Annotated in this window: 23 protein-coding genes and 1 tRNA gene; 11 read left to right on the top strand and 13 right to left on the bottom strand. The window is 57.9% G+C overall.

What is annotated here, in order from left to right; genetic code table 11:
* The first annotated feature begins 79 nt into the window (after positions 1-79).
* The 6 genes from MHN28_RS01125 to MHN28_RS01100 all read left to right on the top strand — a co-directional run bounded on the left by MHN28_RS01125 (position 80) and on the right by MHN28_RS01100 (position 5,939).
* Positions 80-733 (top strand): alpha/beta hydrolase, encoded by a 654-nt coding sequence (locus MHN28_RS01125; protein ID WP_239335134.1) that lies wholly within the window; start codon positions 80-82, stop codon positions 731-733.
* Complete coding sequence (locus MHN28_RS01120) at positions 733-978, top strand: hypothetical protein (protein WP_239335132.1); 246 nt, start codon at positions 733-735, stop codon at positions 976-978. The genes MHN28_RS01125 and MHN28_RS01120 overlap by 1 nt, the downstream gene beginning before the upstream one ends.
* On the top strand, positions 975-2,132 hold the full coding sequence (locus MHN28_RS01115) for an HD domain-containing protein (protein WP_239335130.1): 1,158 nt from the start codon (positions 975-977) through the stop codon (positions 2,130-2,132). The genes MHN28_RS01120 and MHN28_RS01115 overlap by 4 nt, the downstream gene beginning before the upstream one ends.
* Positions 2,133-2,522: 390 nt before the next feature.
* Positions 2,523-2,858 (top strand): SMR family transporter, encoded by a 336-nt coding sequence (locus MHN28_RS01110; protein ID WP_239335128.1) that lies wholly within the window; start codon positions 2,523-2,525, stop codon positions 2,856-2,858.
* A 76-nt stretch (positions 2,859-2,934) separates the two neighbouring features.
* Positions 2,935-4,752: a translational GTPase TypA gene (gene typA / locus MHN28_RS01105; protein ID WP_239335126.1), complete on the top strand. Its 1,818-nt coding sequence runs from the start codon at positions 2,935-2,937 to the stop codon at positions 4,750-4,752.
* 437 nt (positions 4,753-5,189) lie between these two features.
* On the top strand, positions 5,190-5,939 hold the full coding sequence (locus MHN28_RS01100; RefSeq protein ID WP_239335125.1) for a hypothetical protein: 750 nt from the start codon (positions 5,190-5,192) through the stop codon (positions 5,937-5,939).
* Positions 5,940-6,067: 128 nt separating this feature from the next.
* Here the strand turns inward: MHN28_RS01100 and MHN28_RS01095 are convergent, their stop codons facing one another.
* From MHN28_RS01095 to recA, 4 genes are all read right to left on the bottom strand, one after another.
* Positions 6,068-6,691, bottom strand: coding sequence for a transglutaminase-like cysteine peptidase (locus MHN28_RS01095; protein WP_239335123.1), 624 nt, complete (start codon positions 6,689-6,691; stop codon positions 6,068-6,070).
* Positions 6,692-7,059: 368 nt separating this feature from the next.
* Positions 7,060-7,347 carry a DUF1330 domain-containing protein gene (locus tag MHN28_RS01090; protein WP_239335121.1) on the bottom strand — a complete coding sequence of 96 codons (288 nt, stop codon included), beginning with the start codon at positions 7,345-7,347 and terminating at the stop codon, positions 7,060-7,062.
* A 1-nt stretch (position 7,348) separates the two neighbouring features.
* Positions 7,349-10,018: an alanine--tRNA ligase gene (alaS, locus tag MHN28_RS01085; protein WP_239335119.1), complete on the bottom strand. Its 2,670-nt coding sequence runs from the start codon at positions 10,016-10,018 to the stop codon at positions 7,349-7,351.
* A 166-nt stretch (positions 10,019-10,184) separates the two neighbouring features.
* Positions 10,185-11,252 carry a recombinase RecA gene (recA, locus tag MHN28_RS01080; protein WP_239335117.1) on the bottom strand — a complete coding sequence of 356 codons (1,068 nt, stop codon included), beginning with the start codon at positions 11,250-11,252 and terminating at the stop codon, positions 10,185-10,187.
* 192 nt (positions 11,253-11,444) lie between these two features.
* Between recA and MHN28_RS01075 the strand changes: the two genes are divergently transcribed.
* On the top strand, positions 11,445-12,038 hold the full coding sequence (locus tag MHN28_RS01075) for a sulfotransferase family 2 domain-containing protein (RefSeq protein ID WP_239335115.1): 594 nt from the start codon (positions 11,445-11,447) through the stop codon (positions 12,036-12,038).
* Between the two features lie 4 nt (positions 12,039-12,042).
* Here MHN28_RS01075 and MHN28_RS01070 read toward each other — a convergent pair whose 3' ends face one another.
* The 3 genes from MHN28_RS01070 to guaB form a co-directional block, all read right to left on the bottom strand.
* The gene (locus tag MHN28_RS01070; protein WP_239335113.1) at positions 12,043-14,337 is read right to left on the bottom strand and encodes an ATP-binding protein; all 2,295 of its coding nucleotides are present in this window, start codon (positions 14,335-14,337) and stop codon (positions 12,043-12,045) included.
* 104 nt (positions 14,338-14,441) lie between these two features.
* Positions 14,442-15,599 carry an RsmB/NOP family class I SAM-dependent RNA methyltransferase gene (locus tag MHN28_RS01065; RefSeq protein WP_239335111.1) on the bottom strand — a complete coding sequence of 386 codons (1,158 nt, stop codon included), beginning with the start codon at positions 15,597-15,599 and terminating at the stop codon, positions 14,442-14,444.
* An 89-nt stretch (positions 15,600-15,688) separates the two neighbouring features.
* The gene (guaB, locus tag MHN28_RS01060; protein WP_239335108.1) at positions 15,689-17,137 is read right to left on the bottom strand and encodes an IMP dehydrogenase; all 1,449 of its coding nucleotides are present in this window, start codon (positions 17,135-17,137) and stop codon (positions 15,689-15,691) included.
* Positions 17,138-17,354: 217 nt separating this feature from the next.
* Between guaB and MHN28_RS01055 the strand changes: the two genes are divergently transcribed.
* On the top strand, positions 17,355-19,397 hold the full coding sequence (locus MHN28_RS01055; RefSeq protein ID WP_239335106.1) for an ASKHA domain-containing protein: 2,043 nt from the start codon (positions 17,355-17,357) through the stop codon (positions 19,395-19,397).
* 24 nt (positions 19,398-19,421) lie between these two features.
* A complete protein-coding gene (locus MHN28_RS01050) occupies positions 19,422-20,279 on the top strand; it encodes a class I SAM-dependent methyltransferase (RefSeq protein WP_239335104.1) in 858 nt (285 codons plus the stop codon).
* 1 nt (position 20,280) lies between these two features.
* Here the strand turns inward: MHN28_RS01050 and MHN28_RS01045 are convergent.
* The 5 genes from MHN28_RS01045 to MHN28_RS01025 form a co-directional block, all read right to left on the bottom strand.
* Positions 20,281-20,354, bottom strand: a tRNA-Gly gene (locus MHN28_RS01045).
* A gap of 77 nt (positions 20,355-20,431) precedes the next feature.
* Positions 20,432-21,259 carry a polyphosphate kinase 2 family protein gene (locus MHN28_RS01040; RefSeq protein WP_239335102.1) on the bottom strand — a complete coding sequence of 276 codons (828 nt, stop codon included), beginning with the start codon at positions 21,257-21,259 and terminating at the stop codon, positions 20,432-20,434.
* A gap of 130 nt (positions 21,260-21,389) precedes the next feature.
* Positions 21,390-22,451, bottom strand: a complete 1,062-nt coding sequence (locus MHN28_RS01035; RefSeq protein ID WP_239335100.1) for a methyltetrahydrofolate cobalamin methyltransferase — start codon at positions 22,449-22,451, stop codon at positions 21,390-21,392.
* Between the two features lie 9 nt (positions 22,452-22,460).
* Positions 22,461-23,387, bottom strand: coding sequence for a methylenetetrahydrofolate reductase (locus tag MHN28_RS01030; RefSeq protein WP_239335098.1), 927 nt, complete (start codon positions 23,385-23,387; stop codon positions 22,461-22,463).
* Positions 23,388-23,414: 27 nt separating this feature from the next.
* A complete protein-coding gene (locus MHN28_RS01025) occupies positions 23,415-23,711 on the bottom strand; it encodes a virulence factor (RefSeq protein WP_239335096.1) in 297 nt (98 codons plus the stop codon).
* Positions 23,712-23,952: 241 nt separating this feature from the next.
* Here MHN28_RS01025 and MHN28_RS01020 point away from each other — a divergent pair, with 241 nt between their 5' ends.
* On the top strand, positions 23,953-25,065 hold the full coding sequence (locus tag MHN28_RS01020; RefSeq protein WP_239335094.1) for a Ppx/GppA phosphatase family protein: 1,113 nt from the start codon (positions 23,953-23,955) through the stop codon (positions 25,063-25,065).
* Positions 25,065-25,781 (top strand): RlmE family RNA methyltransferase, encoded by a 717-nt coding sequence (locus MHN28_RS01015; RefSeq protein ID WP_239335092.1) that lies wholly within the window; start codon positions 25,065-25,067, stop codon positions 25,779-25,781. Before MHN28_RS01020 ends, MHN28_RS01015 begins: the two co-directional genes overlap by 1 nt.
* A 2-nt stretch (positions 25,782-25,783) precedes the next feature.
* Here the strand turns inward: MHN28_RS01015 and MHN28_RS01010 are convergent, their stop codons facing one another.
* Entirely contained in the window at positions 25,784-25,972 is a 189-nt protein-coding gene (locus MHN28_RS01010) for a hypothetical protein (RefSeq protein WP_239335090.1), read from the bottom strand.
* Between the last annotated feature and the right edge of the window lie 46 nt (positions 25,973-26,018).

Here is a 26,018-nt window from a genome sequence, read left to right as displayed (position 1 = left end):
AGAACCGTTCTAAGGTGCCTTACGATTATCGTCAAGTATATCGTGGCTCCAAGAAGAAAAAGACAGGACCAAAGCACACATGCCCGAGGTGATTTTTCCCGGACCCGAAGGCCGCCTGGAAGGCCGCTACCACCCGCAAAAGGAAAAAGACGCACCGATCGCCATCGTGCTGCACCCGCATCCACAATTTGGCGGGACCATGAACAACAAGGTGGTCTATAATCTGCACTATGCGTTCTACAACATGGGCTTCACCGTGTTGCGCTTTAACTTCCGCGGTGTTGGCCGCAGTCAGGGCGAATACGATCAGGGCGTGGGTGAACTGAGCGATGCCGCGTCGGCGCTGGATTATCTGCAATCGATGAACAACAACTCCAAGCACTGCTGGGTTGCCGGTTTCTCGTTTGGTGCATGGATCGGGATGCAGTTGCTGATGCGCCGCCCAGAGATTACAGGCTTTATCAGCGTGTCGCCTCCGGCCAACATGTATGACTTCTCATTCCTGGCACCCTGCCCGTCCTCTGGTCTGATCATCAACGGCTCGTCCGATCGCGTGGCTCCGCCCGCGGATACAACGGCACTGGTCAACAAGCTGCACGAGCAGAAAGGCATCACCATCACACATAATGAGGTCGAAGGTGCCGATCATTTCTTCCAGGAACGTCACATGGATACGCTGATCACCGATGTCAGCGACTATGTGAAACGCCGCCTGACCGAGAACACGCGCTGATGTCGGATACCATCACAACCCTCGCGGCCAAACTGGCCGAGGATACGATGAAAGTGATGGATGAGACAGGCAACGACCGTTTCTTTGTCGAAGTGGGCGAGCAATTGGGTGCCTCGTCGCAGACGCTGGAAGAAGCATTCCTGACCGAAATCCGTGTGCGCCTTGCAGAACGCAAAGCGCGCAAGTTTGTCATCGAGACGCTGACCAAACACCGATCGAAAATGAAAGCGATTGAAAAGAAATGACCGAAAGACTGTCCGCGCAAATCGAATTTCTGAAACGCGCGGACAGCTTGAAGTCAGTTGATCGCGCCAACACCCTTCTGGATCAGTCCCGCTTTGAGAATTCGGCCGAGCATAGCTGGCACCTGGCGCTATGGGCGCTGATGATGGAGCCGCTGGCGGGCGATGACGTCAGTATAGATCGCGTTATCCGGATGCTGCTTTTGCACGATCTGGTGGAAATCATCGTCGGCGACCATCCGATCCATCTGGAAACGGACTGGCAAGCTGTGGAGCGCGCCGAGCGCGCTGCCGCTAGCACATTGTTCGGGCTTTTGCCGAATGATCAGACATCAGAATTTCGTGACCTGTGGGAAGAGTTCGAGGCCGACTCCACCCCCGACGCCAAGTTCGCCAAGTATCTGGACCGATGCCAACCCATGTTTCAGGTCCTGTGCGCGCCGAATCCCAACCCCGAACATATCGACGTTGTACGCGACAATCTCAGCGGCGGGCGTGCCGCCTATCTGGCCTCCGAGTTTCCAGAGGCGCACGCATTGGCCAGCGCCATGCTGCAGGGCGACCCGGTGCCCGAAACGGCGTTTTCCGAACGGCTACCGTTCCTGGCCGAAGCGGATCGCCTGAAATCCGTTTACCGCGCGTCACTCTTACTGTCTGGCGAGCGGTTCGAAAACTCGGCCGAACACTCCTGGCACATCATGTTGTTTGCCTGGGTTTTGTCGGAGTATGCGCAACCCGGGGTCTCATTAACCCGAGTCCTGAAGATGCTTTTGCTGCACGACATCGTCGAAATCGACGCGGGCGATCACCCCATTCACGGACAGGTTGACCACGCCGCCCAAGAGGCCGAAGAACTGGCCGCGGCACACAGACTGTTCGGGCTGCTCCCAAAGAAACCTCAGGCGGATTTTATGGGGCTGTGGCAAGAGTTCGAAGCCGCCGAGACTGCGGATGCCCGTTTCGCCAAGGCAATTGACCGATTTCAAACGCCAATCGGCAATCTGGCAACCGGAGGCGGATCCTGGGTGGATTTCAATGTGACTTTCGCGCAGATCGAACAACGCGTTGGAACGCCGATCAAACGGGGTGCACCTGAACTGTGGTCATGGTTGCAGCCGCAATTGAGCGCATTTTTCTGCGAAAGCGTTACCGATTGATCCAAACAAAAAAAGGGGCACGAATGCCCCTTTTTCCATCGTTTCGGCAGGCGCCTAAACTTGAATACTATTAAACCGCTCAACAATTTTGGCTGCATTATTGTCGACGGACCCCCCGCCTGCAAGCCACCCAAGCGCCACGATCAATACCGAAGCAACGATGACGGATTTTGCAAATTTCGTCATAACAAACTCGTAAAAATGCAACTAAAAACACTTCATCAATACCAAAATTTTTTTGTTTGAAATAGTATGGTTATCCTGACTTTGGCGGCAATTGGAACGTTTGATGGCCACTCCAGATTTTCACGGCGATTGCTCCGAATCCCCTTGCCGACAAATGAGATTTCGTGCTCAACCACGCACATTGCAATTTGATCGAGACCTGCGGTGCCCAAAGCTTACTTCATTCTTCTGCTGGCGGTTTTCGCCGAAACGATTGGCACAACGGCTTTGCAGGCCAGCCAGCAATTCAGCCGGTTTTGGCCCTCTGTGCTGGTTGTGATCGGGTATGGCATTGCCTTCTACCTGTTGGGTCTGACCCTGAAATACATGCCGGTTGGCATCGTTTACGCGATATGGTCCGGATTGGGGATCGTGTTGATCGCGGTCATCGGCTTTATCGTATTCGGGCAACGACTGGACTGGCCAGCAGTGATCGGGCTTGCAATGATATTGGCAGGAATTCTGATTATTCACCTGTTTTCCAAGACTGCGGGCCACTGACGGCCGGTTAGGGCTGGTATATTTTGTCGCGCCGCGTTATGCGCGCGGCAACTTCCCGTTCAAAGGCTGACCTCTCATGGACCTGCGCAACATCGCAATCATCGCTCACGTGGACCACGGCAAGACGACCCTGGTGGATGAGCTGCTCAAACAATCCGGCGCGTTCCGGGAAAATCAGGCCGTGGCCGAACGCGCCATGGACAGCAACGATCTGGAACGCGAACGCGGCATCACCATTCTGGCCAAGGCAACCTCGGTCGAGTGGAAAGGCACGCGCATCAACATCGTCGACACGCCCGGCCACGCCGATTTCGGTGGCGAGGTCGAGCGGATTCTCAGCATGGTCGACGGCGTTGTCCTGCTGGTCGACGCCGCAGAGGGCCCGATGCCGCAGACCAAGTTCGTGACCTCCAAGGCGCTGGCCCTGGGGCTGCGTCCCATCGTCGTTCTGAACAAGGTCGACAAACCCGACGCCGAACCCGACCGCGCGCTGGACGAATGCTTTGACCTGTTCGCCAACCTCGGCGCAGACGATGATCAGCTGGACTTTCCGGCAATGTATGCCTCGGGCCGCTCGGGCTGGGCAGATATGGAGCTGGACGGGCCGCGCAAGGACCTGACCGCTCTGTTTGATCTGATCGTCGATCACGTCCCGGCACCGAAACAGGCCGACAAGAAAGACGAACCCTTCCGCATGCTGGCGACTACGCTGGGCAGCGACCCCTTCATCGGCCGCATCCTGACCGGCCGCGTGGAAAGCGGCACCCTGAAAGCAGGCGACAGCCTCAAGGCGCTGAGCCGGGATGGTACTCTGATCGAGAACTTCCGCGCGTCGAAAATCCTTGCCTTCCGTGGCCTGGCGCAACAGCCCATCGACGTTGCCGAAGCCGGTGACATCGTCACCATTGCCGGGATGAGCAAGGCAACCGTGGCCGACTCGCTGGTTTCTCCGCAGGTCGAAGAAGCCCTGCCCGCCCAGCCAATTGATCCACCGACCATCACCGTGACCTTCGGTATCAACGACTCTCCTTTGGCCGGTCGTGACGGCAAAAAGGTTCAGTCGCGTGTCATTCGTGACCGTCTGATGAAAGAAGCGGAATCCAACGTGGCCATCCGCATCACCGATACCCCAGGCGGCGAAGCCTTTGAGGTTGCCGGACGGGGTGAATTGCAGATGGGTGTTCTGATCGAGAACATGCGCCGCGAAGGGTTCGAGCTCAGCATCTCACGCCCGCAGGTTCTGTTCCGCGAAGAAGACGGCCAGCGGCTGGAACCGATCGAAGAAGTAACCATCGATGTGGACGACGAGTACTCGGGCGCTGTGATCGAAAAGATCACCGGTGCGCGCAAGGGCGAACTCGCCGAAATGCGCCCAGCTGGCGCGGGCAAGACGCGTATCATCGCGCATGTGCCGTCGCGTGGATTGATCGGCTATCACGGTGAGTTCCTGACTGACACGCGCGGAACCGGCGTTCTGAACCGTGTGTTCCACGGCTGGGCTGCGCATAAAGGCCCGATCCCGGGCCGTCGTGCAGGCGTTCTGATCTCTATGGAAAACGGACAGGCCGTCGCTTACGCCCTGTGGAACCTGGAAGAGCGTGGCCGAATGTTCGTGAACCCACAGACGGACGTTTATCAGGGTATGGTCATTGGCGAACACTCAAGAGACAACGACCTTGAAGTGAACCCGCTCAAGGGCAAAAAGCTGACCAACGTTCGCGCCAGCGGGTCTGATGACGCGGTCCGTCTGACGCCGCCAGTTCAGTTCTCGCTGGAAGAGGCAATCGCTTACATCGACGATGACGAACTGGTTGAAGTCACGCCAAACGCCGTTCGGTTGCGCAAGCGCTACCTTGATCCTCACGAGCGGAAACGGATGGCAAAATCCGCCTGATCCGGCTTGAGGCATTGTTTGCGAATGGAAAACAATGCCTCAAATGTGACACATTTGCTTCCAGATAGCCTATTTCCAAAGCGACAAAGCCCGTCACGCTGGCGGGCTTTTCTTTTTGTTTTTCATATAGTTTCACCAATAAGTTGCAATTTGCTCAATCTTTGTTGCTGACAGTCGGCGACAAAATGCGGCAATATACGGATGTATTTTTGTCCAAACTATGGCACAATTGCTTCGTTCTAGTTTGTAGGTAATGAGTTTGAAGGAGTAGCGCTATGCGCGTAAGGTCCCGTTTATATTCGATTGTATTTGTATCCGCGACATTCCCATTTATGGCGTCCAGCGCGGCTCAGGCAGCTGAGGTTTGTAACGTCAAAACAGCCCGGCAATCTGTTTCGACCGAAACGCTTTGTAGTTGCAAAGTCGTCGACAAGAGGATGCTGCGTTACATCCAGCGCCGCGCCGATTTCGAGGATATCCTTGCGCGGACGTCAGAGTCTTGTCCCCTTTTTGCAGCTATCTTGACTGACATCCCGACGGCGACCGTGACACGGAACCGGAACAGTGAAGACGACGACAGTAGCTCTGCCAGTGGCAGCGGCGCTTCGGGTGGAAGCAGTAGTGGCGCAGGAGTGTCTGGCACCCGTGGTGAAGACGGAAACGGTAACGATGGCAGCGGCGGTGGTAACGGCGGCGGTGGTAACGGCGGCAGCGGCGGTGGTAACGGCGGCGGCGGCGGTGGTAACGGCGGCGGCGGAGCTGGCAGCGGCGGTAGTGCCGGTGGAAGTAACGGCGGCGGTAGCAACGGCAGCGGCGGCAGCAATGGCGGCGCGGATTCCGGCAGCGGAAGAGGTAACGGCGGCAGCAACGGCGGCGGCAACTCCAGCAGCGGCGACGGAAACGGCGGCAGCAATGGCGGCGGTAACTCCGACAGCGGCAGCGGCAATGGCGGCAGCAATGACGGCGGAAATTCGAACAGCGGCGACGGCAACGGCGGCAGCAACAGCGATTCCGGCGGCGGCGGCAGCGATGGTAGCGGTGGCGACGCGGGTGGAGCCAGCGGCGGCGGCAGCGATGGCGGCGGCGGCAGCGCCGGTGGTGCCAGCGGCGGCGGCAGCGATGGCGGCGGCGGTAGCGCCGGTGGTGCCAGCGGCGGCGGAGCCGACGGCAGCGGTGGCACGCTCTGATCGCAATACCGCGAGCTAAACTATTGAAAGCGCAAAATATCTAGTGCGGCGCTTTCAAAACAAAGGGGCGAGCCAAGCGTCGCCCCTTTTGGCATGTCTTGGGTGCCGGATTAGACTAACGAAGAAGCTTAGCTTTTGCCGTACACACCAACCCAATTGCTGGGTTTCTTTGGATCCTGCATCCGAAGGAACAAGTATCGGGTCGCCGACCAAGGTTTGATCCTGTTGGTCAGGTTGTCCAGTACCAGATCTCCGCCCGCAGACCGATAGACCAAAACAGCATGCGCATTCCGCCGCGTGTCCAGTACGGTTGCAATCAGCAGCTTACTTGGATCGACTCCAGCTCTGATGAGGTCTCTTTTCTTCAAAAGAGCAAAATCCTCGCAGTCTCCGCCCCGTGAGGTCGGCAAAGCCCACCGCTCACGCGTGCGATATTGGGACTGATCCGTAATCGCCTGCGTGGTCGCGTTGACATGTCGGTTGACGCGCTGAATGATCTGCATTTCTTGCTGGGACGTCATTTGCACGGAGGCCTTGCTTGAACACGCCCAGGCATATTGGCGGCACAATTGCTGAGCCCCGGATGGCGGAGGAGACGCGGCTACGGCTCGAATGAAGTTACCCTCGCTCGCATCGACTCGAGAACCAGCAAACGCTGCTCCGAACACAAAAGCAGCAATCCCCACTGCCCGACCTGAATTTGTTACAAACCGCCCGAGAGCAGTTTTGAGTCCGATATTCACCGATTTCATGCCTGTACCTCGATCCCAGTTTGTTCAACCGATTGCCGACAAACGGGACCGCGTTCACTTACTATCACCTACTGGTAAACGGTAGCGCTTGTACAATCTGAGGCGAACCTGCAGGTGAAAAAAGGCGGAATTTCGTAACTTAGTATGACCATTTCGCGCAAGAATTAGGGGAAAACCGCCACAATCCAGGCGCGAAATTTTCCAAAAATTCGCTGGATGTTCCAATAATGCGCTGGAATCAAAAAAAAATCCAGACGCGGCAAAAGCGCCACGATTCAGTCCCCATCAAGTGCGGACAGTTCGGCTGAAATCCGCGCATCCGAGAGGTCGACCGGCTGATTGTGAACCGGTCAGAGCCATTATTGATTCTATTCGGCGATTTCTACAACCACCAGTTCACGTTCACTTGCCCCCCGCGCGTGGTCAAGCGCTTGCTGGTACTCGGGCGAGTTGTAACACTCCACCGCAGCCTCGACCGAGGGAAAGCGGGCAATCACATTACGTGGACGCTCTTTGCCTTCCAATTGAACGTAACGTGCAGCACGCGCGATAAATGCGCCGCCGTGTTTGGCGATCGCAGGTCCGGCCAATTCAGCGTATTTCGCGTATGCGTCGGCATCTGTCACCGTAACATGTGCAATCCAGAGTGCTGCCATTTTATCCTCCCAATACCTGTTCAGCGGCCTTGATCGCCGCATCCGCGTTCGAGGCGTCCTTGCCGCCACCTTGCGCCATATCCGGGCGTCCGCCGCCGCCCTTGCCGCCAAGTTCGGCGACGGCTGCGCGAACCAGATCAACCGCAGAAACCTTATCCGTCAGGTCGGCCGTCACACCAGCCGCGACCGCCGCCTTGCCGCCCGCATCCGCGATCAGTAGAACAGCGCCCGAACCCAACCGGCTTTTGTGCTCATCAATCAGCGCCGGCAGGTCCTTGCCCGAAACACCATTGAGCGCTTGTGCCAGGAAAGAGACTCCGTTTACATCCCGCGCTTCGCCACCACCCTGCCCGGCGCCTCCGGCCATCGCCAGATCACGGCGCAGTTGTGCAACTTCGTTTTGCAGCGATTTACGTTCGTCCAACAGCGCCTTCACACGGCTGACCACATCATCCGGCTGCGCCTTCAGTTCCGACGCGATTTGACCCAGTCGTTGATCCTGCTCGGACAGATGGCGCAGGGCTTCGTCACCCGTCAGGGCTTCGATCCGGCGCACACCAGCACTGCTGGCGCTGTCGCCCAGAACCACAAAGGTGCCGATGTCGCCTGTTTGCCGAACATGCGTGCCGCCGCACAGCTCGATGGACCAGGTTTCACCATCCTGCCCTTTTCCTGTAGGCGCTTTCCCCATGGACACGACGCGAACTTCGTCGCCGTACTTCTCGCCGAACAATGCCTGTGCGCCCAGCTCTCGCGCATCATCAGGGGTCATGATCCGCGTCTCAACGGTCGAGTTCTGGCGGATGAATTCGTTTACATCGCGTTCGACCTTCTGGATCTCATCACGGTTCAGCGCCTTGGAGTGGCTAAAGTCGAACCGCAACCGATCAGCGGCATTCAGCGATCCACGCTGCGCGACATGATCGCCCAGAGTTTCGCGCAGCGCCTCATGCAGCAGGTGCGTGGCCGAGTGGTTGGCGCGAATACCGGTGCGTCGGGCATGATCAACCTCCAGCTCTACCGCGTCACCCTTTGACAGAGCGCCATGATCGACGGTGACCTTATGGGCATAGACCTTGCCATCCGCGAACTTCTTGGTGTCCTCGACGCGCGCCACATCATCACGTTCTTCCAGACGTCGGATTTCGCCGGTGTCGCCGACCTGACCACCCGCCTCGCCATAGAATGGGGTCTGGTTCACAACGACCCAGCCGGAACCGCCTTTTTCGATCTTGTCGACCAATGCGCCATCGACGACCAGAGCCGCGATCTGCCCTTCCGCCATTTCCGTGTCATAGCCAAGAAAATCTGTGGCACCGGCGCTATCCAGGACATCAAACCAAACGGCCTGATCCGCAGCCTCGCCCGATCCGGCCCAAGCTGCACGTGCTTTGGCTTTTTGCTCGGCCATAGCCGCGTCAAACCCATCGGTGTCTACGGTGCGGCCCCTTTCGCGCAGGGCGTCCTGCGTCAGGTCCAGCGGGAAACCATAAGTGTCATATAGTTTGAACGCAGCATCGCCGGGCAGCGCAGCACCCTCGGCCAAACCAGCGACTTCATCATCCAGCAGCTTCAGACCACGGTCCAAAGTCTGCTTGAACCGCGTCTCTTCCAGCAGCAGCGTCTCTTCAATCAACGGCTGGGCCTGCCCCAGTTCGGTGTATTGCGCACCCATCAGTTGCACCAGGCTGGGCACCAGGCGGTGCATCACCGGATCTTTCGCACCCAAAAGATGCGCGTGGCGCATGGCGCGGCGCATGATCCGACGCAACACATAACCGCGCCCATCATTCGACGGCATCACACCGTCAGCAATCAGGAATGAAGTCGAGCGCAGGTGATCCGCGATCACCCGGTGGTGCACGTTCTGATCACCGTAAGGATCGACTCCTGTTGCATCCGCCGATGCCTCGATCAGGGTTTTGAACAGATCGGTGTCATAGTTGTCATGGCTGCCCTGCAGCAGAGCGCCAATGCGTTCCAGCCCCATACCGGTATCGATCGACTGCATGTCCAGCTCGACCATCGAGCCATCTTCGAACTGCTCGTTCTGCATGAAAACGATGTTCCATATCTCGATGAACCGGTCACCATCTTCCTCGGCCGAACCCGGAGGGCCGCCCCAGATGTGATCGCCGTGGTCATAGAAAATCTCGGTGCAAGGACCGCACGGACCGGTCGGGCCCATCTGCCAGAAGTTGTCGCTGGTGGCGATGCGGATGATCCGGTCTTCGGGCACACCGACCTTTTTCCAGATTTCAAACGCCTCGTCATCGGTGTGATACACCGTGGTCAGAAGACGGTTCTTGTCGATACCGAACTCTTTGGTGATCAATTCCCAGGCAAACGGAATCGCCTCGTGCTTGAAGTAGTCACCGAACGAAAAGTTACCCAGCATTTCAAAGAACGTATGGTGGCGCGCGGTGTAGCCCACGTTGTCCAGATCATTGTGCTTACCACCTGCCCTTACACATTTCTGCGATGTCGTCGCCCGCTGATAGTCGCGGGTTTCAACGCCGGTAAACAGGTTCTTGAACTGAACCATACCCGAGTTGACGAACATCAGGGTCGGGTCATTGCGCGGGACCAGCGGGCTGGACGCGACCACTTCATGCCCCTGTTTGGCAAAATAATTCAGAAAAGTTGAGCGGATATCATTCAGCGTGGGCATAAGGCTCTCTCGGCGCGCAATCATTTTGTTCCGAATTGGGTTTATCCCCGTGCCTCGGTGGTGTCCACAGCGTTGGCGAGCCGAGATGAAACAAGGCGGCCCTGATGGACCGCCTTGTTTTGACTAGTTTCGCTTCTCAGGGCGTACTCAGCCCCCTCGGCGTCAATTATGCTTCAAGGATGTCATCTTCCTCAGCCGCGCCGGGCGGCATGTCAAATTCCAGACCGTGGGCGGCGCGAATCTTGTCTTCGATCTCCAGCGCGGCGCGGCTGTTGTCGCGCAGGTATTGCTTGGCATTCTCACGCCCCTGCCCGATCCGCTCGTCGCCATAGCTGAACCAAGAACCCGACTTCTCGACCACACCAGCCTTGACGCCGAGGTCCAGAAGCTCGCCCATTTTCGAGATACCTTCGCCATACATGATGTCGAATTCCACCTGCTTGAAGGGCGGCGCCACCTTGTTCTTGACCACTTTGACACGGGTTTGGTTGCCCACGACCTCATCCCGGTCCTTGATCGCACCAATCCGGCGGATATCCAGACGGACAGAACTGTAGAACTTCAGAGCGTTACCACCGGTCGTGGTTTCCGGGCTGCCAAACATGACGCCGATCTTCATCCGAATCTGGTTGATGAAGATCACCATGCAGTTCGAGCGGCTGATCGAGCCGGTCAGCTTGCGCATCGCCTGGCTCATCAGGCGGGCTTGGACGCCAACATTGCTGTCACCCATGTCGCCTTCGAGTTCCGATTTCGGCGTCAGCGCCGCCACCGAGTCCACGACAACCATGTTGACCGCGCCCGACCGCACCAGCGTATCGGTAATCTCAAGCGCCTGCTCACCGGTATCCGGCTGCGAGATCAGCAACTCGTCCAGATCAACACCCAGTTTGCGAGCGTATTGCGGGTCCAGTGCGTGTTCCGCGTCCACAAAGGCACAGACACCGCCGCGTTTCTGCTGTTCTGCAATACAGTGCAGCGTCAGCGTCGTCTTACCCGAGCTTTCCGGGCCATAAATCTCAACGATCCGGCCCATTGGCAGGCCACCAATTCCCAGCGCGATATCCAAGCCCAAAGACCCGGTCGAGCTTGCATCGATATCCTGCTTGGCATCTTCACCCAGCTTCATGATCGAGCCCTTGCCGAACTGCCGTTCGATCTGTGCCAGCGCGCTGTCGAGCGCCTTTTGCTTGTCTGCGTTTTTCTTGTCGCTCATTGTCAGAAGATCCGCCATTGTCCTGTCGCCTTCTCTTTTGTCACACCCTTGATCGGGCGGCAATCGCTGCTTTGTTCGCCTCTTGTTCCTTATGGGACCAAAAAGAGAACATTTCAACTAAAACTTACAATACTTACTGTTGGGCAATTGTGTTAAAGAGTCGTTTACGCCAATCTGCGCTTGTAAGATTCCTTGGCAAAGGGCGATTAAATGCTTGTTTTTTATAAGGAACGCCTTGCGTTTCTGGCTGTTCCCAAAACAGGCAGCACAGCTTACCACTCCGCCCTGAGCGATCGCGCGGACTTTGTCGTCACCGGTCCGCCTGAGCTGAAACATGCCCCGGTGCGCCGTTATGACAGGTTTTTCCAGAACATTTTTCAAAAAATGTACGACACCGAAATGGAAATCATGGCCGTAGTGCGCGAACCAATCGACTGGCTAGGCAGTTGGTATAAATATCGCAGCCGCGACGACCGCATCGATCATCCGCACTCAACCCGCGATCTTAGCTTTGACGACTTCGTGCAGGCCTATATGCGAAATCCCCGACCTGAATTTGCGGATGTCGGTAGTCAGAGCCAGTTTTTTCGCACACGAAACAACGGATTCGGCGCGACACATGTCTTCAAATACGAAAACCAGGACAAGATTCTGAGCTTCCTGCAGGATCGGTTGAACATGGAAATAAAGCTTGAACGAGAAAATGTTTCGCCCGTTCGCGAGCTTTCTTTGCAGCCGGAAACGGAAAGGAAGTTCCGCAAACACCACGCGGCCGAGTTCTCCTGCCACGACGCGGCGCTTTAACACGTTAGTTCAATTGCTGGAAAACCGCTTCGGTCAGCTGTGTCAGCGAAAACGGTTTGGGCAAGAAGGTCGAATTCGCAATCTCAGGGCCAGAATCTCCGAATGCGCCCTCTGTATAGCCCGACATGAAGATCACGCGAACATCCGGACGTGTCTCCATCGCTTTGCGCACCCAGGTCGGTCCGTCCATTCCCGGCATGACAACGTCCGTGACGAAGGCGTCCACGTTCAGGGAGCCGTCTTCCAGCAGATGCAGCGCCTCTTCAGCTGAGCCTGCTTCCAGTACGGTGTATCCCTTCAAACGCAATGCCCGCGTGGCGAACGCGCGGACCGGTGCTTCGTCTTCGACCAGCAAGACCACACCCTCTCCCTGCCGCGCGCTCGGGTTTTCCGGAACACTTGAGTGGTCCTGATCCTCCTTTTGCGGTGCCGCCGAAACCGGCAGATACACCGTAAATTCAGTTCCCCGCCCCTGAACGCTGTCGACGAAGATAAACCCTCCGGTCTGCTTCACGATTCCATAGACTGTCGACAGACCAAGACCTGTGCCTTCGCCGGTTCGTTTGGTCGTATAGAATGGTTCGAACACCTTTTGCAGCTTATCCACCGGGATACCCGTGCCACTGTCGATCACTTTCACGGTGACGTATTCGCCGGGCTGAACTGTTGCGCGATCGCGCCTGAGCGGTTCGGTCAGCGACACAACCTCGGTCTCGATACGCACTTCGCCACCTTCGGGCATCGCATCCCGAGCGTTCACGACCAGGTTCATAAAGACCTGCTCAAGCTGCCTTTTGTCGGCCCGCACGGGTTTGAGTACCGGATCATGGCTCAAGGTCAGGCGGACTTTCTCGCCTACCAGACGGTTCAACAGATGTATCAGGTCCGAGATCGTGTCGCGCAGATCCAAAACTTCGGGCTGCAAAGTCTGCTTGCGCGAGAAGGCCAGCAACTGACTGACCAGCGCTGCGGCCCGGTTGGCGTTTTGATTGATCTGAACCAGATCACCGTAGTTTGGATCGTTTTGATCATGCCGCAACAGCAACAGGTCGCAATGTCCTGAAATTGCCGTCAGAAGATTGTTGAAGTCATGCGCCACGCCGCCCGCCAGTTGCCCGACAGCCTGCATCTTTTGCCCCTGCACAAACTGGGCCTCAAGCGTCTTGAGTTCGGTCGCGTCATTCAGCACGGCCATCAGACAGACCCGCCCGTTGTTCGTCACCCGGTTCAGCGTGACCTGGACAAAAACCTCTTTATCCTGCCGCGTCAGCCGCAGAAATTCTGAGCGTGGGACTGCCCCTTCCTCGGCAGCCGTACTCTCCAACCAATCCAAAATAGAATAACCAAGCCCGTGCATGATTTGCACCACGTTCGATTTGCCCGGCTGAATCTCTCCAATCAGCTTGGTTGCCATACGATTGGCTTCAAGAATCTCTCCGTTGGGCGACAGGCACACTACCGGCACGGGCAATTCGGCGACGGGTGCATCCCCTTGGTGCGATCCCGCGGAATTCAGCGGAAGGATAAGCAGATCGCGCACGGTTCCGGAATTCGACAGTTCTGAAACGGTCACAGGAACCTGCCCGTCAGAAGTTTCGGCCAGCACAATCTCTCCGGCCATGGGCGCGTCACCGGGAAACACCTGAGTCACATTGTCCGGCCTGAACCCCAACAGGTGCTCAGCCACGCCATTCACGCGCAAAACAGTACCGTTTCGACCGTGTGTCAGAACGGGAATTGCGACGTCATCCCATTGCCCTTCCTCGTCGAGATGAAACCGCCAACAGAACAGTTCATTTCCGACGCTGAACACTGATATCGGAACTGTCGAACCGACGGTTACGATGTCCTCGCGGGCTCTTTCATGAATCTCGGCGGTGGATTGCAGACGCAACAAAATTGCAGCGGGATTCGCGAACATCGATTTCAGGCATTGCTCCAGACGCACGCCGGGAGACGCGTGAAACTGTGCCCTTGCCCGAGAGTTTGCGGTCAGAATGTCCCCGTTTGCAGTTGCGATCACGGTGGGAGACAAATCCTGTTCGGCAAAAACCGCCATCACCCTGGCAGATCTGCGTGCCGACCAATCCGAGATCTGGCCCCGAAGTACAACCAGTAAACCGGCGCACAACAAAGATACCCCAGCGACAACAAATCCTGTGGTCCAGACTGACGGCAACATCCCTGTCAGCGGCGTCAAGCTCAGCAGCGCACCCAGGACAACCAATGGTAAAAGTCGGCCGAGCGCCGGTGTCTTGCGGAATGTCGGTTCGGGAAAAATCTCTGCGGTCTCAGACATTAACAACTCGGTGCGGAAGGCTTTGTCACACTCAGCCCAAATATGGTTAACGCCCCCTTAAAGTCAGTGACGCTTTCTACCTAAAGTTGTTATCGGTTGACGCGTTATCGCGTCAAGTGTGCCGAGAAAAAGCCGTCTGCGCCGTGTGTCACAAGCCACGATTTCCGAAATGCCCCAGTCCATTCCGGATTTTTCTTAAGAAAATCATCCACGATTTCGCCGTTTTCCCCATCCAGCATTGAACAGGTGGCATAGGCTAGCACTCCATCCGGGGTTATCAGCCTGGACGCGGATTTCAGAATGTCTGACTGAACGGTATTCAGCGCGCCCAGCTTTTCTTCGGTCAGCGCCCACTTTCCCGCCGGAGCACGCCGCCATGATCCGCTGCCGGAACAGGGCGCGTCGACCAGAACCACGTCAAAGGGTGCTTGTTTCGCGACCTCCTCAGGCTGCAGGCATCGGATTGCAACACCGGCGCGCTTGGCCCTGGCAGGGAGATCGCGCATGCGCCCCGTATTCACATCATGAGCATAGACCTCAATGCCTGGATGGGCCGCAAGCGCCAGGGACTTTCCGCCGCCGCCTGCGCAATAGTCCAGCACACGCAGGCCCGGCCTTAAATCTAACGCCTCGACGACAGCCTGACTTGCCGCGTCCTGCAGTTCGACCAAACCCGCATTGTACGCGCGTCCCTGAGAGATTTTTCGAGCGCCTTCAGTGACTTCCAACGCAGTTTCACAAACCGGATGCGCCCGGGCACTTATTCCTTCCTCGGCCAACGCGGCAATCGCGCCAGCACGGTCGGTTTTAACGAGGTTGGCTCGCAAATGTACGGGTGCCCGACCTTGCAGAGCCTTGGCCGCCGCAACCGCCTGATCACCAAGCGCGGCCTGAAAGCGCGGCCAGAGCCAGTCAGGGATATCGTACCGCTCGGCCTCGGACGTGAAATCGCGCCCAGTTTCCAGGTCGCTGACTGGGGCCGGTGCGTGTCGATCTCCGGAAAACAAAACGTCAGGGTCGCCGCCGCTTGCGCGGATTGAGCCAATCATGATCCCGCGCCCGGTCGAAGACCCGCCCAATGCTGCAAAGGATCGCTTGCAACGCAGCGCTTCGAACACATGATCGCGAACGGCCGCGCGATCCTTGGACCCCGCAAATCGGCTTCGACGCGCCCATCCGGTCAGGGCTTTCTCAACCGGTGCGCCAGCGAGAATATCGTCGATGATTTCAATCGAAGCCTGAACACGCGCTGCTGGGGTCATGGAGTTTTCCGATTTCACTGGATGGCCCGCGAGGGCTTAAACGCAAAACGGCGCCCGGGCTGGGGCGCCGCGCCGCAAACTTAGTTGCGTCACATCACCCGGTAGTTCGGGCTTTCGCGGGTGATCTGAACGTCATGAACGTGGCTTTCTTTCAGCCCTGCGCCGGTGATTTTCACGAAATTGCAGTTCTTCCGCATCTCTTCGACCGTGGCGCAGCCGGTATAGCCCATCGCCGCGCGCAGACCGCCAACCAACTGGTGAACCACTGCGCTGGCCGAGCCTTTATAAGGCACCTGCCCCTCGATCCCTTCAGGCACCAGCTTGTCGTTTGCTGCGTCCTTTTGGAAATAGCGATCCGCCGAACCGCGCGCCATGGCACCGAGGCTGCCCATTCCGCGATAGGATTTGAACGACCGGCCCTGGTACAGGATTACCTCACCCGGGCTTTCATCGGTGCCAGCGATCATTGAACCGACCATCGCGCAGGACGCACCCGCCGCAATGGCTTTGGCGAAATCGCCCGAGAATTTGATGCCACCATCCGCGATGACCGGAACATCTCCGGCGGCCGACGCGCAGTCCATGATCGCTGTTAGCTGAGGCACACCGACGCCGGCAACCATCCGCGTGGTACAGATCGAGCCAGGCCCGATACCGACCTTGATTGCATCCGCGCCAGCATCGATCAGAGCCTTGGTCGCTTCACCGGTTGCTACGTTGCCCGCGATGATCTGAACCTCGTTCGATAGTGTCTTGACCCGCTTCACTGCGTCCAGAACGCCTTGCGAATGGCCATGAGCGGTGTCCACCACGATGATATCCGCACCGGAATCCACCAACTGCTCGGACCGCTCGAACCCTGCATCGCCAACGGACGTTGCCGCAGCCACACGCAGGCGACCCAATCGGTCTTTGCAAGCGGTTGGGTTCAGCACAGCTTGCTCGGTGTCTTTCAAGGTCAGAAGGCCGGTTAGCTTACCGTTTCCATCAACGACCAACAGCTTCTCGATCCGGCGGGCACGCATAAGGCTCTTGGCCTCTTCCAGATCCGCAGGCTCTTGCAGCATGGCCAGATTGTCTGCCGTCATCATCGCCTTGATCGGGGTATCGTCCGAAGTGGCAAAGCGCATATCGCGGTTCGTCACGATGCCAACCACGCGGCCTTCATCATCGACAACAGGGAAGCCGGTAAAGTTATACCGCTGAACCAGCGCCTGAGCATCCGCCAGCGTCTGATCCGCGCGCAGGGTCACGGGGTTGTAAACAATCCCGGATTCGAACCGTTTGACCCGACGCACTTCGCGGGCTTGCTCTTCGACTGTCAGGTTCTTGTGGATGACCCCGATACCACCCGCCTGTGCCATCGCAATGGCCATACGCGCTTCGGTCACCGTGTCCATGGCCGAGCTGAGTAGTGGGATGTTCATGGTGATCTCACGCGTCACGCGCGTCGTCGTATCTGCCGTCGCAGGCAGCACCGTCGATGCCCCCGGAACCAAGAGTACGTCGTCAAAGGTAAGTGCCTCACGAATCTGCATCTACTAACCCCATGCAAAAGCCCGTTTGGCGGTGACCCTATTACATGGATTTGAGCCAAGGAAAAGCCCCTGACCTAAACTAGTTTGCCTCTGCGGGCCTATACCTCGATAAAAAACGACGCAAGACGAGCAAAACGTGCCGCTGAATGGCCTTTCCCTTTGCGCGTAAACCCATATCTTGCCCGGCATACGCGCGAATACAAAAGGCAGGCCAAAAATGACCACCGACCCCCTTGTCGTCTTTACCCCGTCGGGCAAACGCGGGCACTTCCCCGTGGGTACTCCGGTTTTGACCGCTGCACGGCAGCTGGGCGTCGATCTGGATTCCGTCTGTGGCGGCCGCGGGATCTGCTCGAAATGCCAGATCACGCCCAGCTATGGCGAGTTCCCCAAGCACGGCGTGACTGTTTCCGAGGATGCGCTGAGCGAATGGAACGCGGTCGAGCAGCGTTACGACGACAAGCGCGGTCTGAAGCCTGGCCGTCGCCTGGGCTGTCAGGCCACCGTTCAGGGTGACATCGTGATTGACGTGCCGCCCGAAAGCCAGGTGCACCGCCAAGTCGTCCGCAAGGCCGCCGCTGCGCGCGCTATCACCATGGATCCGGCGACTCGCCTGTATTTTGTGGTGGTCGAAGAACCCGACATGCACTCGCCCACCGGTGATCTGGAGCGGCTGGAGCGCGCTCTGCGCGAGCAGTGGAAGATCGAGGCCGTGACCGCCGATCTGTCGCTGATGTCAAAACTGCAGCCTGTTCTGCGCAAAGGGAAATGGGAGGTCACAGTCGCAGTTCACAAAGGCCACAAAGACACGGTTGCACGGATTGTCGAAATCTGGCCCGGCCTGCATGAGCATGGACTTTATGGTCTAGCCATCGACCTCGGATCGACCACGATCGCGGCCCACCTGACCGATCTGGAGACTGGTGAGGTCAAAGCCTCATCCGGTCTGATGAACCCGCAGATCCGCTTTGGCGAAGACCTCATGAGTCGCGTATCCTATTCTATGATGAACCCCGGTGGCGATCAGGAAATGACCAAGGCCGTCCGTGAGGCGATCAACGACCTGACGACCTCGATCGCTGATGAGGCCGGGATCGACGTGGAACTGATCGTGGAAACAGTATTCGTCTGTAACCCGGTCATGCACCACCTGCTGCTGGGTCTTGATCCGGTCGAACTGGGCCAGGCACCCTTTGCCTTGGCAACATCAGAAAGCATGTCCCTGCCCGCGCGTGAAATGAACCTGACCAAAATGAACGCCCGCGCGCAGGTTTACATCCTGCCCTGTATCGCAGGCCATGTGGGCGCGGACTGCGCAGCGGTGGCTTTGTCCGAAGAACCGGGCAAATCCGAGGACCTCGTGCTGATTGTGGATGTTGGAACGAACGCAGAAATCCTGCTGGGCGACACCAGCCGGGTGTTGGCTTGTTCTTCGCCCACCGGTCCGGCCTTTGAAGGCGCGCAGATCAGTTCAGGGCAGCGCGCCGCGCCCGGAGCCATTGAACGGATCGAAATCGATCCTGTCACCAAGGAGCCCAGGTTCCGCATCATCGGCTCGGACAAATGGTCCGACGAAGAAGGCTTCGATCAGGACGTCGCCACCACCGGCATCACAGGCATTTGCGGCTCGGGCATTATCGAAGCGGTGGCCGAAATGCGGATCGCGGGCTTGTTGGACGAAGGCGGCCTGATCGGGTCGGCCGAACAAACCGGCACGATCCGCTGTGTACCCGAGGGGCGCACGCACGCCTATCTGATCCACGATGCCAGCGCCGAGGGTGGCCCGCGCATCACAGTTACTCAAGGCGATATCCGCGCGATCCAGTTGGCCAAATCGGCGCTCTATGCCGGTGCGCGCTTGCTGATGGACGAAATGAAAGTCGACACAGTGGACCGCGTTGTTCTGGCCGGGGCCTTTGGTGCGCATATCTCAACCAAACACGCGATGGTTTTGGGCATGATCCCAGACGCGCCCTTGGACAAGGTCTCAAGCGCTGGCAACGCCGCCGGCACCGGCGCTCGGATCGCGCTGTGCAATATCGGTGCACGGTCCGAAATAGAACGCGTTGTGCGTGAAATCACCAAGATCGAAACGGCAATCGAGCCAAAGTTCCAGGACCATTTCGTCGCAGCGAACGCCATACCCCACAAAACGGACCCCTTCCCGGAGCTGGCTCAGGTGGTCACCCTTCCCTCCCCATCCTTCAACTCTGGTGGCGGCGAAGAAAAATCTGGCCGTCGGCGACGCAGGAGGTCATAGTCGCCCCTGAAAACAGGGGGCGACATGCAGACTGCAAACGAAGAACAGGCCGAATACTGGGGCAAATCTCCGTCCGGGGCCAAGTGGCTGACCTATGAAGATCAGCTGGACGAATTGATGGCCCCGGTTCTGGATCTCGTGCTGGAACGCGCACAAATTCAGCCGGGAATGCGCGTATTGGACATCGGTTGTGGTACTGGCGCTAGTTCAATCGCAGCGTCCCGGGCTGTCGGTGCGGAAGGGCACATTCTGGCCGCAGATTTGTCTCAGCAGTTTCTGGACCGCGCGGCACTCCGTGCATCCGATGCCTGTGCAGAGAACATTGCTTTTCAGTACGCCGACGCCCAAACGCATACCTTCGCCGAAGGCGAACGGGATGCCATGATCTCGCGGTTCGGCGTCATGTTTTTTGAAGACACCGTATCGGCCTTCGCAAACATGGCCCGTGCTTTGAAACCCGGTGGCCAGATGACCTTTGCCGCCTGGGGTCCTTTGCAGGGGAACCCGTGGTTCAAACTGCCTCACGTTGCGGCCACCGAACGCCTTGGCACTCCACCAAAGGTGGACCGCAATGTCCCTGGCCCTCTGGCGTTTCATGATCGGGAACGCGTCTGCGGGTTGCTGGCGCAGGCAGGGCTGACGGACATTCACGTCGACGCTGCGCCGCTTTCACTCCACTTTCAAGGAACACTGCAGGGTTGTGCAGAGCTGTGCACCAGCGTTGGTCCTGCAGCCCGCGTCATCGCCCATTTCGACGGCCAGCCTGAGGATGTAGCCGCGATTCAGCATTCTGTTGCCAACGCGTTCCGCCCGTATGCCACCGAGAAAGCCGTGCATATCCCAGCCGAAATCAATCTGTTTCAGGCCCGTCGATCCGAGTGATTGGAGCGGGTAGCGGGAATCGAACCCGCGCGTTCAGCTTGGGAAGCTGACAGGCTACCATTACATCATACCCGCCGCGCCGGGGACGAATAACATCCCACGGTTGCTGACTTCAAGCGTCGATCCAAGGAAAAGCGCCCTGAACTATCGGGTTATTCGGTCCGTGCACGCAGGCTATCGATCAGGTCCTGGTCAACTTCCAGCACCTGGCGCGCGGCCTCCAACGTTCGATTGTCCAAATGCTGAGGGTTCAGATCAATGTCCTTTGAGAATGCATCGACAATTGCCCGCATTGCTTTGATTCGAGCGTATTTCTTGTTGTTAGCTGGAACCACGTGCCAGGGCGCAATTTCCGTCGATGTGCGCGCCAGCATTTCATCGACGGCCACCTCTGTCTCATCCCATTTTTTGCGGTTCCGAAAATCTTCGTAGGTCAGTTTCCACCGTTTCAGTGGGTTGTGCAGGCGCTCGGTGAACCGAGCCATTTGCTCGTCTGGTGAGATGTGAAAGAACAGCTTAACGATACGGGTTCCGTCATCCACCACCATGCGCTCGAAATCATTGATTTCCTGATAGGCGGCACGCCAGCGTTTTTCCGGGATCAGATTCTCGAGGCGCTCAACAAGGACCCGCCCATACCAACTGCGGTCAAACGCCGATATCGCGCCATCCGGCGGCAGTCGTTCCCAAAAGCGCAGCAGGTAGTGGCGGTTCAGATAGTAATTGCGCGGCGCACCAATCGGCCAAACCTTAAAGCTGCGGGGGTCCAGAGCCTGACTGATCCTGCGGATCGTCCCGCCTTTTCCAGCCGCGTCCCAGCCTTCGAACACGATGACACCTTTTACACCATGGAACAGGAACGCCTGCTGGATCAGCGCAAGTTGGGCCTGCAATTCGACCAGATTCTCGAAATACTCGTTTTTACCTAAACGTTTATCCAGATCAGCATCTGCCAGCTTTGGTGGATGATGTTTGCTCATCTTCGCTCCTGACCGTTATTGCGACATGCAATCAGGGTCGCAAACATATCAGGCTCTGGCGTTGATCAGCATCAATATGAAAAAGGCCGGGCAAAATGCCCGACCTTTGTCGTTAGGATCAGCTAATGGATCAGGCGCGACGGCGACGGCCACCTCCGCGACGACCACCGGCAGCACCTGCAGCACCCGCTTCGTCTGGGGCTTTGTTGAACTTGATCCACTCACCGCCATGCGGGTCGTTGTTGGTCAGCAGGTTGGCGGCGCGGATGGCTTCCATTTCCTTACCAGCGCGCGGCTTGGTCGAGCCCAGACCGAACATCTGCACGAACGCTTCGTCATCCATGCCTTCGGGCAGGATGATGCCGGCGGCTGCAACGGCCTCTTTCTTCTCGGCAATCTTCTTCTGCGTGATCGGCAGAGCCACCGGGTTCATGATCGCTGAGGTCATACCAGCGCCCATTGCCATCGGCAGGAAGGCATTGTTGATGCCGTGGCGGTTCGGCAGGCCAAAGGACACATTCGAAGCGCCACAGGTGGTGTTCACGCCCAGTTCCTCGCGCAGACGACGGACCAGCGCAAACACTTGCTGGCCAGCGGTCGCCATCGCACCGATCGGCATAACCAACGGGTCAACCACGATGTCATGCGCGGGGATGCCGAAATCGGCGGCACGCTCAACGATTTTCTTGGCCACATCGAAACGGACATCGGGGTCTTCCGAAATACCGGTATCGTCGTTCGAGATCGCCACAACCGGTACGTTGTATTTCTTGACCAGCGGCAGAACCATCTCCAGACGCTCTTCTTCGCCTGTGACCGAGTTCAGCAACGGACGACCTTCTGCAGCTTCAAGACCAGCTTCCAGCGCACCCGGAACCGACGAGTCGACGCACAACGGCACATCAACCAGACCCTGCACCAGCTCGACGATCTTGCGCATCAGCGGCGGTTCGGTCTCGTTCGGGTTGGGGTTCGAGTTGTAGACAACGCCCGCGTTGATATCCAGAACGGTTGCGCCGGCCAGAACCTGTGCCAGCGCGTCTTTCTCGACGGTCGAGAAATCGCCTGCTTCCAGTTCGGCGGCCAGTTTCTTGCGCCCTGTTGGGTTGATCCGCTCACCGATCACGCAAAACGGTTCGTCAAAGCCCAGGACGGCGGTTTTTGTTTTTGATTCTACGACTGTACGGGTCATGTCCGATCCTTAGGAGTTTACAGGCTTTGCAGCAGCGCCGCCGTTGTTAATAGCCCAGTTGGCGTTGGTCTTTATGCCACCAAGCGGGAAGAAATGCACGTTGGTGATGTTGAAATCCGGGTTGGCCGCTTTGTGGTTGGCCAGCTCAGTGATTACATCGGTCGGCTCATACGGCAGCAGCAGTTTGGAGACATCCATTGCTCGCTTTTGCAGAACCTTCAGCGACGGGCCAACACCGCAGGCAATGGCGAATTTGATCAGCGTCTGCAGTTTGGCCGGACCTGCGATGCCGATGTGGACCGGAATGTCGATCCCAGCTTCTTTCAGGCTGTCGGCCCATGCGATGATCGGCTTGGCATCAAACGCGAACTGAGTGGCCAATGCCATTTCGGCATCCGTGGTTTCCGAAAACTTCTGTTTCCAGCGCAGCGCGTCATCAACGTTTTTGGTCGAACCGTCGGGGTCAATGTCCTTGTTGCCCTCAGGATGACCCGCCACGTGCAAGCGCTTGAAACCCGCCTTGTCAAACAGACCGGATTCCAGCAGCTGCATCGAGCTGTCAAAATCGCCGTGCGGGTTGGCAACACCTCCGGCCAGCAGCAGCGCCTGATCAACGCCGGCTTCGCCCTGATACATGGAGATCCAGTTTTCCAGCGTCGCCGCATCCTTGATGATCCGCGCCGGGAAGTGCGGCATGACCGGATAACCTTCGTCGGCAATCCGTTTGGCGGTCTTGACCATGTCCTCGATGGGCGTGCCTTCGATGTGGGCGATGTAGACGCGCGTGCCCTCGGGCAGCAGCGCGCGGAAATCCTCGACCTTTTCAGCGGTGCGCGGCATCACCTCGATCGAATAGCCTTGCAAAAAGGCTTCGACGGTCGGGTTTACAGGGCCGCTTTCGACCGCATCACGTTTTTTGAAGTTCAGCAAAGCCATTTACGGCCTCCCATAGCTATCTCGGGCTTATGCCCAACCGTCATTGGCGATCAGGGTCTTGATGCGTTCCTGATCGTATTCAGCTTCCAGACGTGTGGCTTCGGCCTCGGCAATTTCAGACGGGTCGCCTTCGACTGCAAAGGGTTCGGCCTTGCGCCATTCGGCCAGATAGGCATCGCTGTCCTTGGCGTTCACCTTCATGGCCGCACGGTCGATGGCTTGCTCAAACCGCTCCTCCAACTGCCGTTTTGCGCCACGACGGCCTTTGCCGACGATGACTTGGGCGGGAATGTCGCGCCAGTATACGATGGTGACGTCAGGCATTGACTTTGATTCCTCCTAACCAGATGGACCGGTTCTAAACGTCTATGTGGGGGCAAGTCGGTCGAATTTCGACACACGGCGCATTTCCAGCGACGTTTTTGCCCACGATGGGATACAGGGCTTGTAACGAACTCTTCATCAAACGCGCACATCAAAATTCTCATCACTTTAATGAGCGTCTTGCACGACGCATTTCCGCGACCTATGGTCGGGGTAACTCGAAAATCGGAGGGCGTTGAAGATGGCGCCCAAGCGTCCCAGAGGTGCGGGCGCGTTCCCGAAGGCGGTCGAAAGCCCCGCGCCGGCAAGACCCGATCCAGATGCGTTGTATGCGGCGCTGGATTTGGGGACAAATAGCTGCCGCATGTTGATAGCCCAGCCCAAGGGCAGCGGGTTCCATGTGGTAGACAGCTTCTCCAAGTCCGTGCAATTGGGCGCGGGACTGGAACGGACCGGGCGGTTGTCTCGGTCCTCGATGGCGCGCACCATTCAGGCGCTGCGCATCTGCCAGCAAAAGCTGAAACGCAACAAGGTCAGGCGGATGCGTCTGGTTGCGACTGAGGCATGCCGACGTGCGAAAAACGCGCGCGAGTTCATCCGGCAGGTCAAACGCGAGACTGGCCTGACGCTGGAAATCATCCAACCCGAGGAAGAGGCACGCCTGGCCGTGATCTCCTGCGCGCCGCTCGTCTCGACCAAAACCGAACAGTTGCTGGTCGTCGACATCGGCGGTGGGTCGACCGAACTGGTCTGGATCGACATTTCTTCGGTACCGCGCCGGGATCGCCCTGCTGCCATCATGCGGTTGCACAATGGGTTCCATCCCGCTGAAAGCCCCTTTCCCGCCGCAAAGGTCGTGGATTGGATCAGCGTACCGCTGGGTGTGGCCACGCTGCGGGACCAATTTCACGACGTCGAAAACGACTCGGCGCGCTTTGCTCTGATGAGTTGGTTCTTTGAAGAAAACCTGGCCGACTTTGCCCCCTACAAGGACGAACAGGCCCGTGCCGGGTTTCAGATCGTTGGCACCAGCGGCACGGTTACGACAGTGGCTGCCTCTCATCTGGGTCTCAAGCGCTATGATCGGACCAAGGTGGACGGTCTGCGAATGACCAGCGATCAGATTGACAAAGTCATACGAGGGTATCTAGAACTCGGCCCTCAGGGTCGCCGACGTGATCCCCGGATTGGGGATGACCGGCAGGCGCTGATCATGTCCGGCTCGGCCATTTTGCAGGCGCTGTTAAGATGCTGGCCCACTGACCGCCTCTCTGTGGCGGACCGGGGGCTGCGCGAAGGCCTGCTTTATGCGCAGATGAGCGCGGACGGCGTATTGGAAGACGGACCGTTCTGATGGCGAAGACACCAAGTGGCAAAAACTCCTCGGGTCGCGGACAGCGCGACCTGAAGGTCAAGGTTAAGACTGCACGCGGGCGCAAGCTCAGCTCGACCCGATGGCTCGAGCGGCAACTGAACGACCCCTATGTGAAACGCGCGCAGGCCGAAGGATACCGGGGGCGCGCGGCTTATAAGATTTTGGAACTGGACGACAAATTCCGCTTCCTTGTTCCCGGCGCGCGCGTGGTTGATCTGGGTTGTGCACCGGGTGGCTGGCTGCAGGTGGCCGTGAAGCGCGTCAATGCTCTGGGTGAGAAGTCGGGCAAACGCATAGGCACCGTTCTTGGAGTGGACCTGCAAGAGGTCGAACCCGTGGCGGGCGCCGAAGCCCATGTACTGGATTTCATGGAAGACGACGCCGACGTGAAGGTCAAAGATTGGCTGGGCGGCAAGGCCGACGTGGTGATGTCGGATATGGCGGCGGCCTCATCCGGCCATAAGCAAACAGACCACCTGCGCATCATGGCCTTGTGTGAAACAGCCGCCTACTTCGCCTTTGATGTTCTGGATGAAGGTGGAACGTTTGTCGCCAAGGTTCTTGCGGGCGGTGCCGAGGGCGATCTGCAGAAGCTGTTGAAACAGAAATTCGACAAGGTTGCGAATGTGAAACCCCCCGCATCACGCTCGGACAGTTCCGAGAAGTTTGTGGTAGCAACGGGATTTCGCGGCTAGTTTTAATCGTCCAGCCAGCTTCGATCGCCGGCCAGCACCTGCTCGCGCAGCGAAGCCGCAGCGATGCCTTGCAGCAACAACGCCTCGCCATGGTTGATGTATTCGGGCGGCTTTGCCCGCAACTCCTCGACCCTCTGTGAAAGGGCCAGCGGCCGTTTCAACTGAGACGTATGGACCGGTTTAAGAAACATGAGTCACCTGTAAGCTGGCGCAAATCTTGCCTCAGCTCTATCTGTA

The organism is Ruegeria sp. Ofav3-42, from assembly GCF_022347725.1.
Taxonomy (GTDB): Bacteria; Pseudomonadota; Alphaproteobacteria; order Rhodobacterales; family Rhodobacteraceae; genus Ruegeria.
This window is presented reverse-complemented; position numbering and strand designations above follow the sequence as displayed.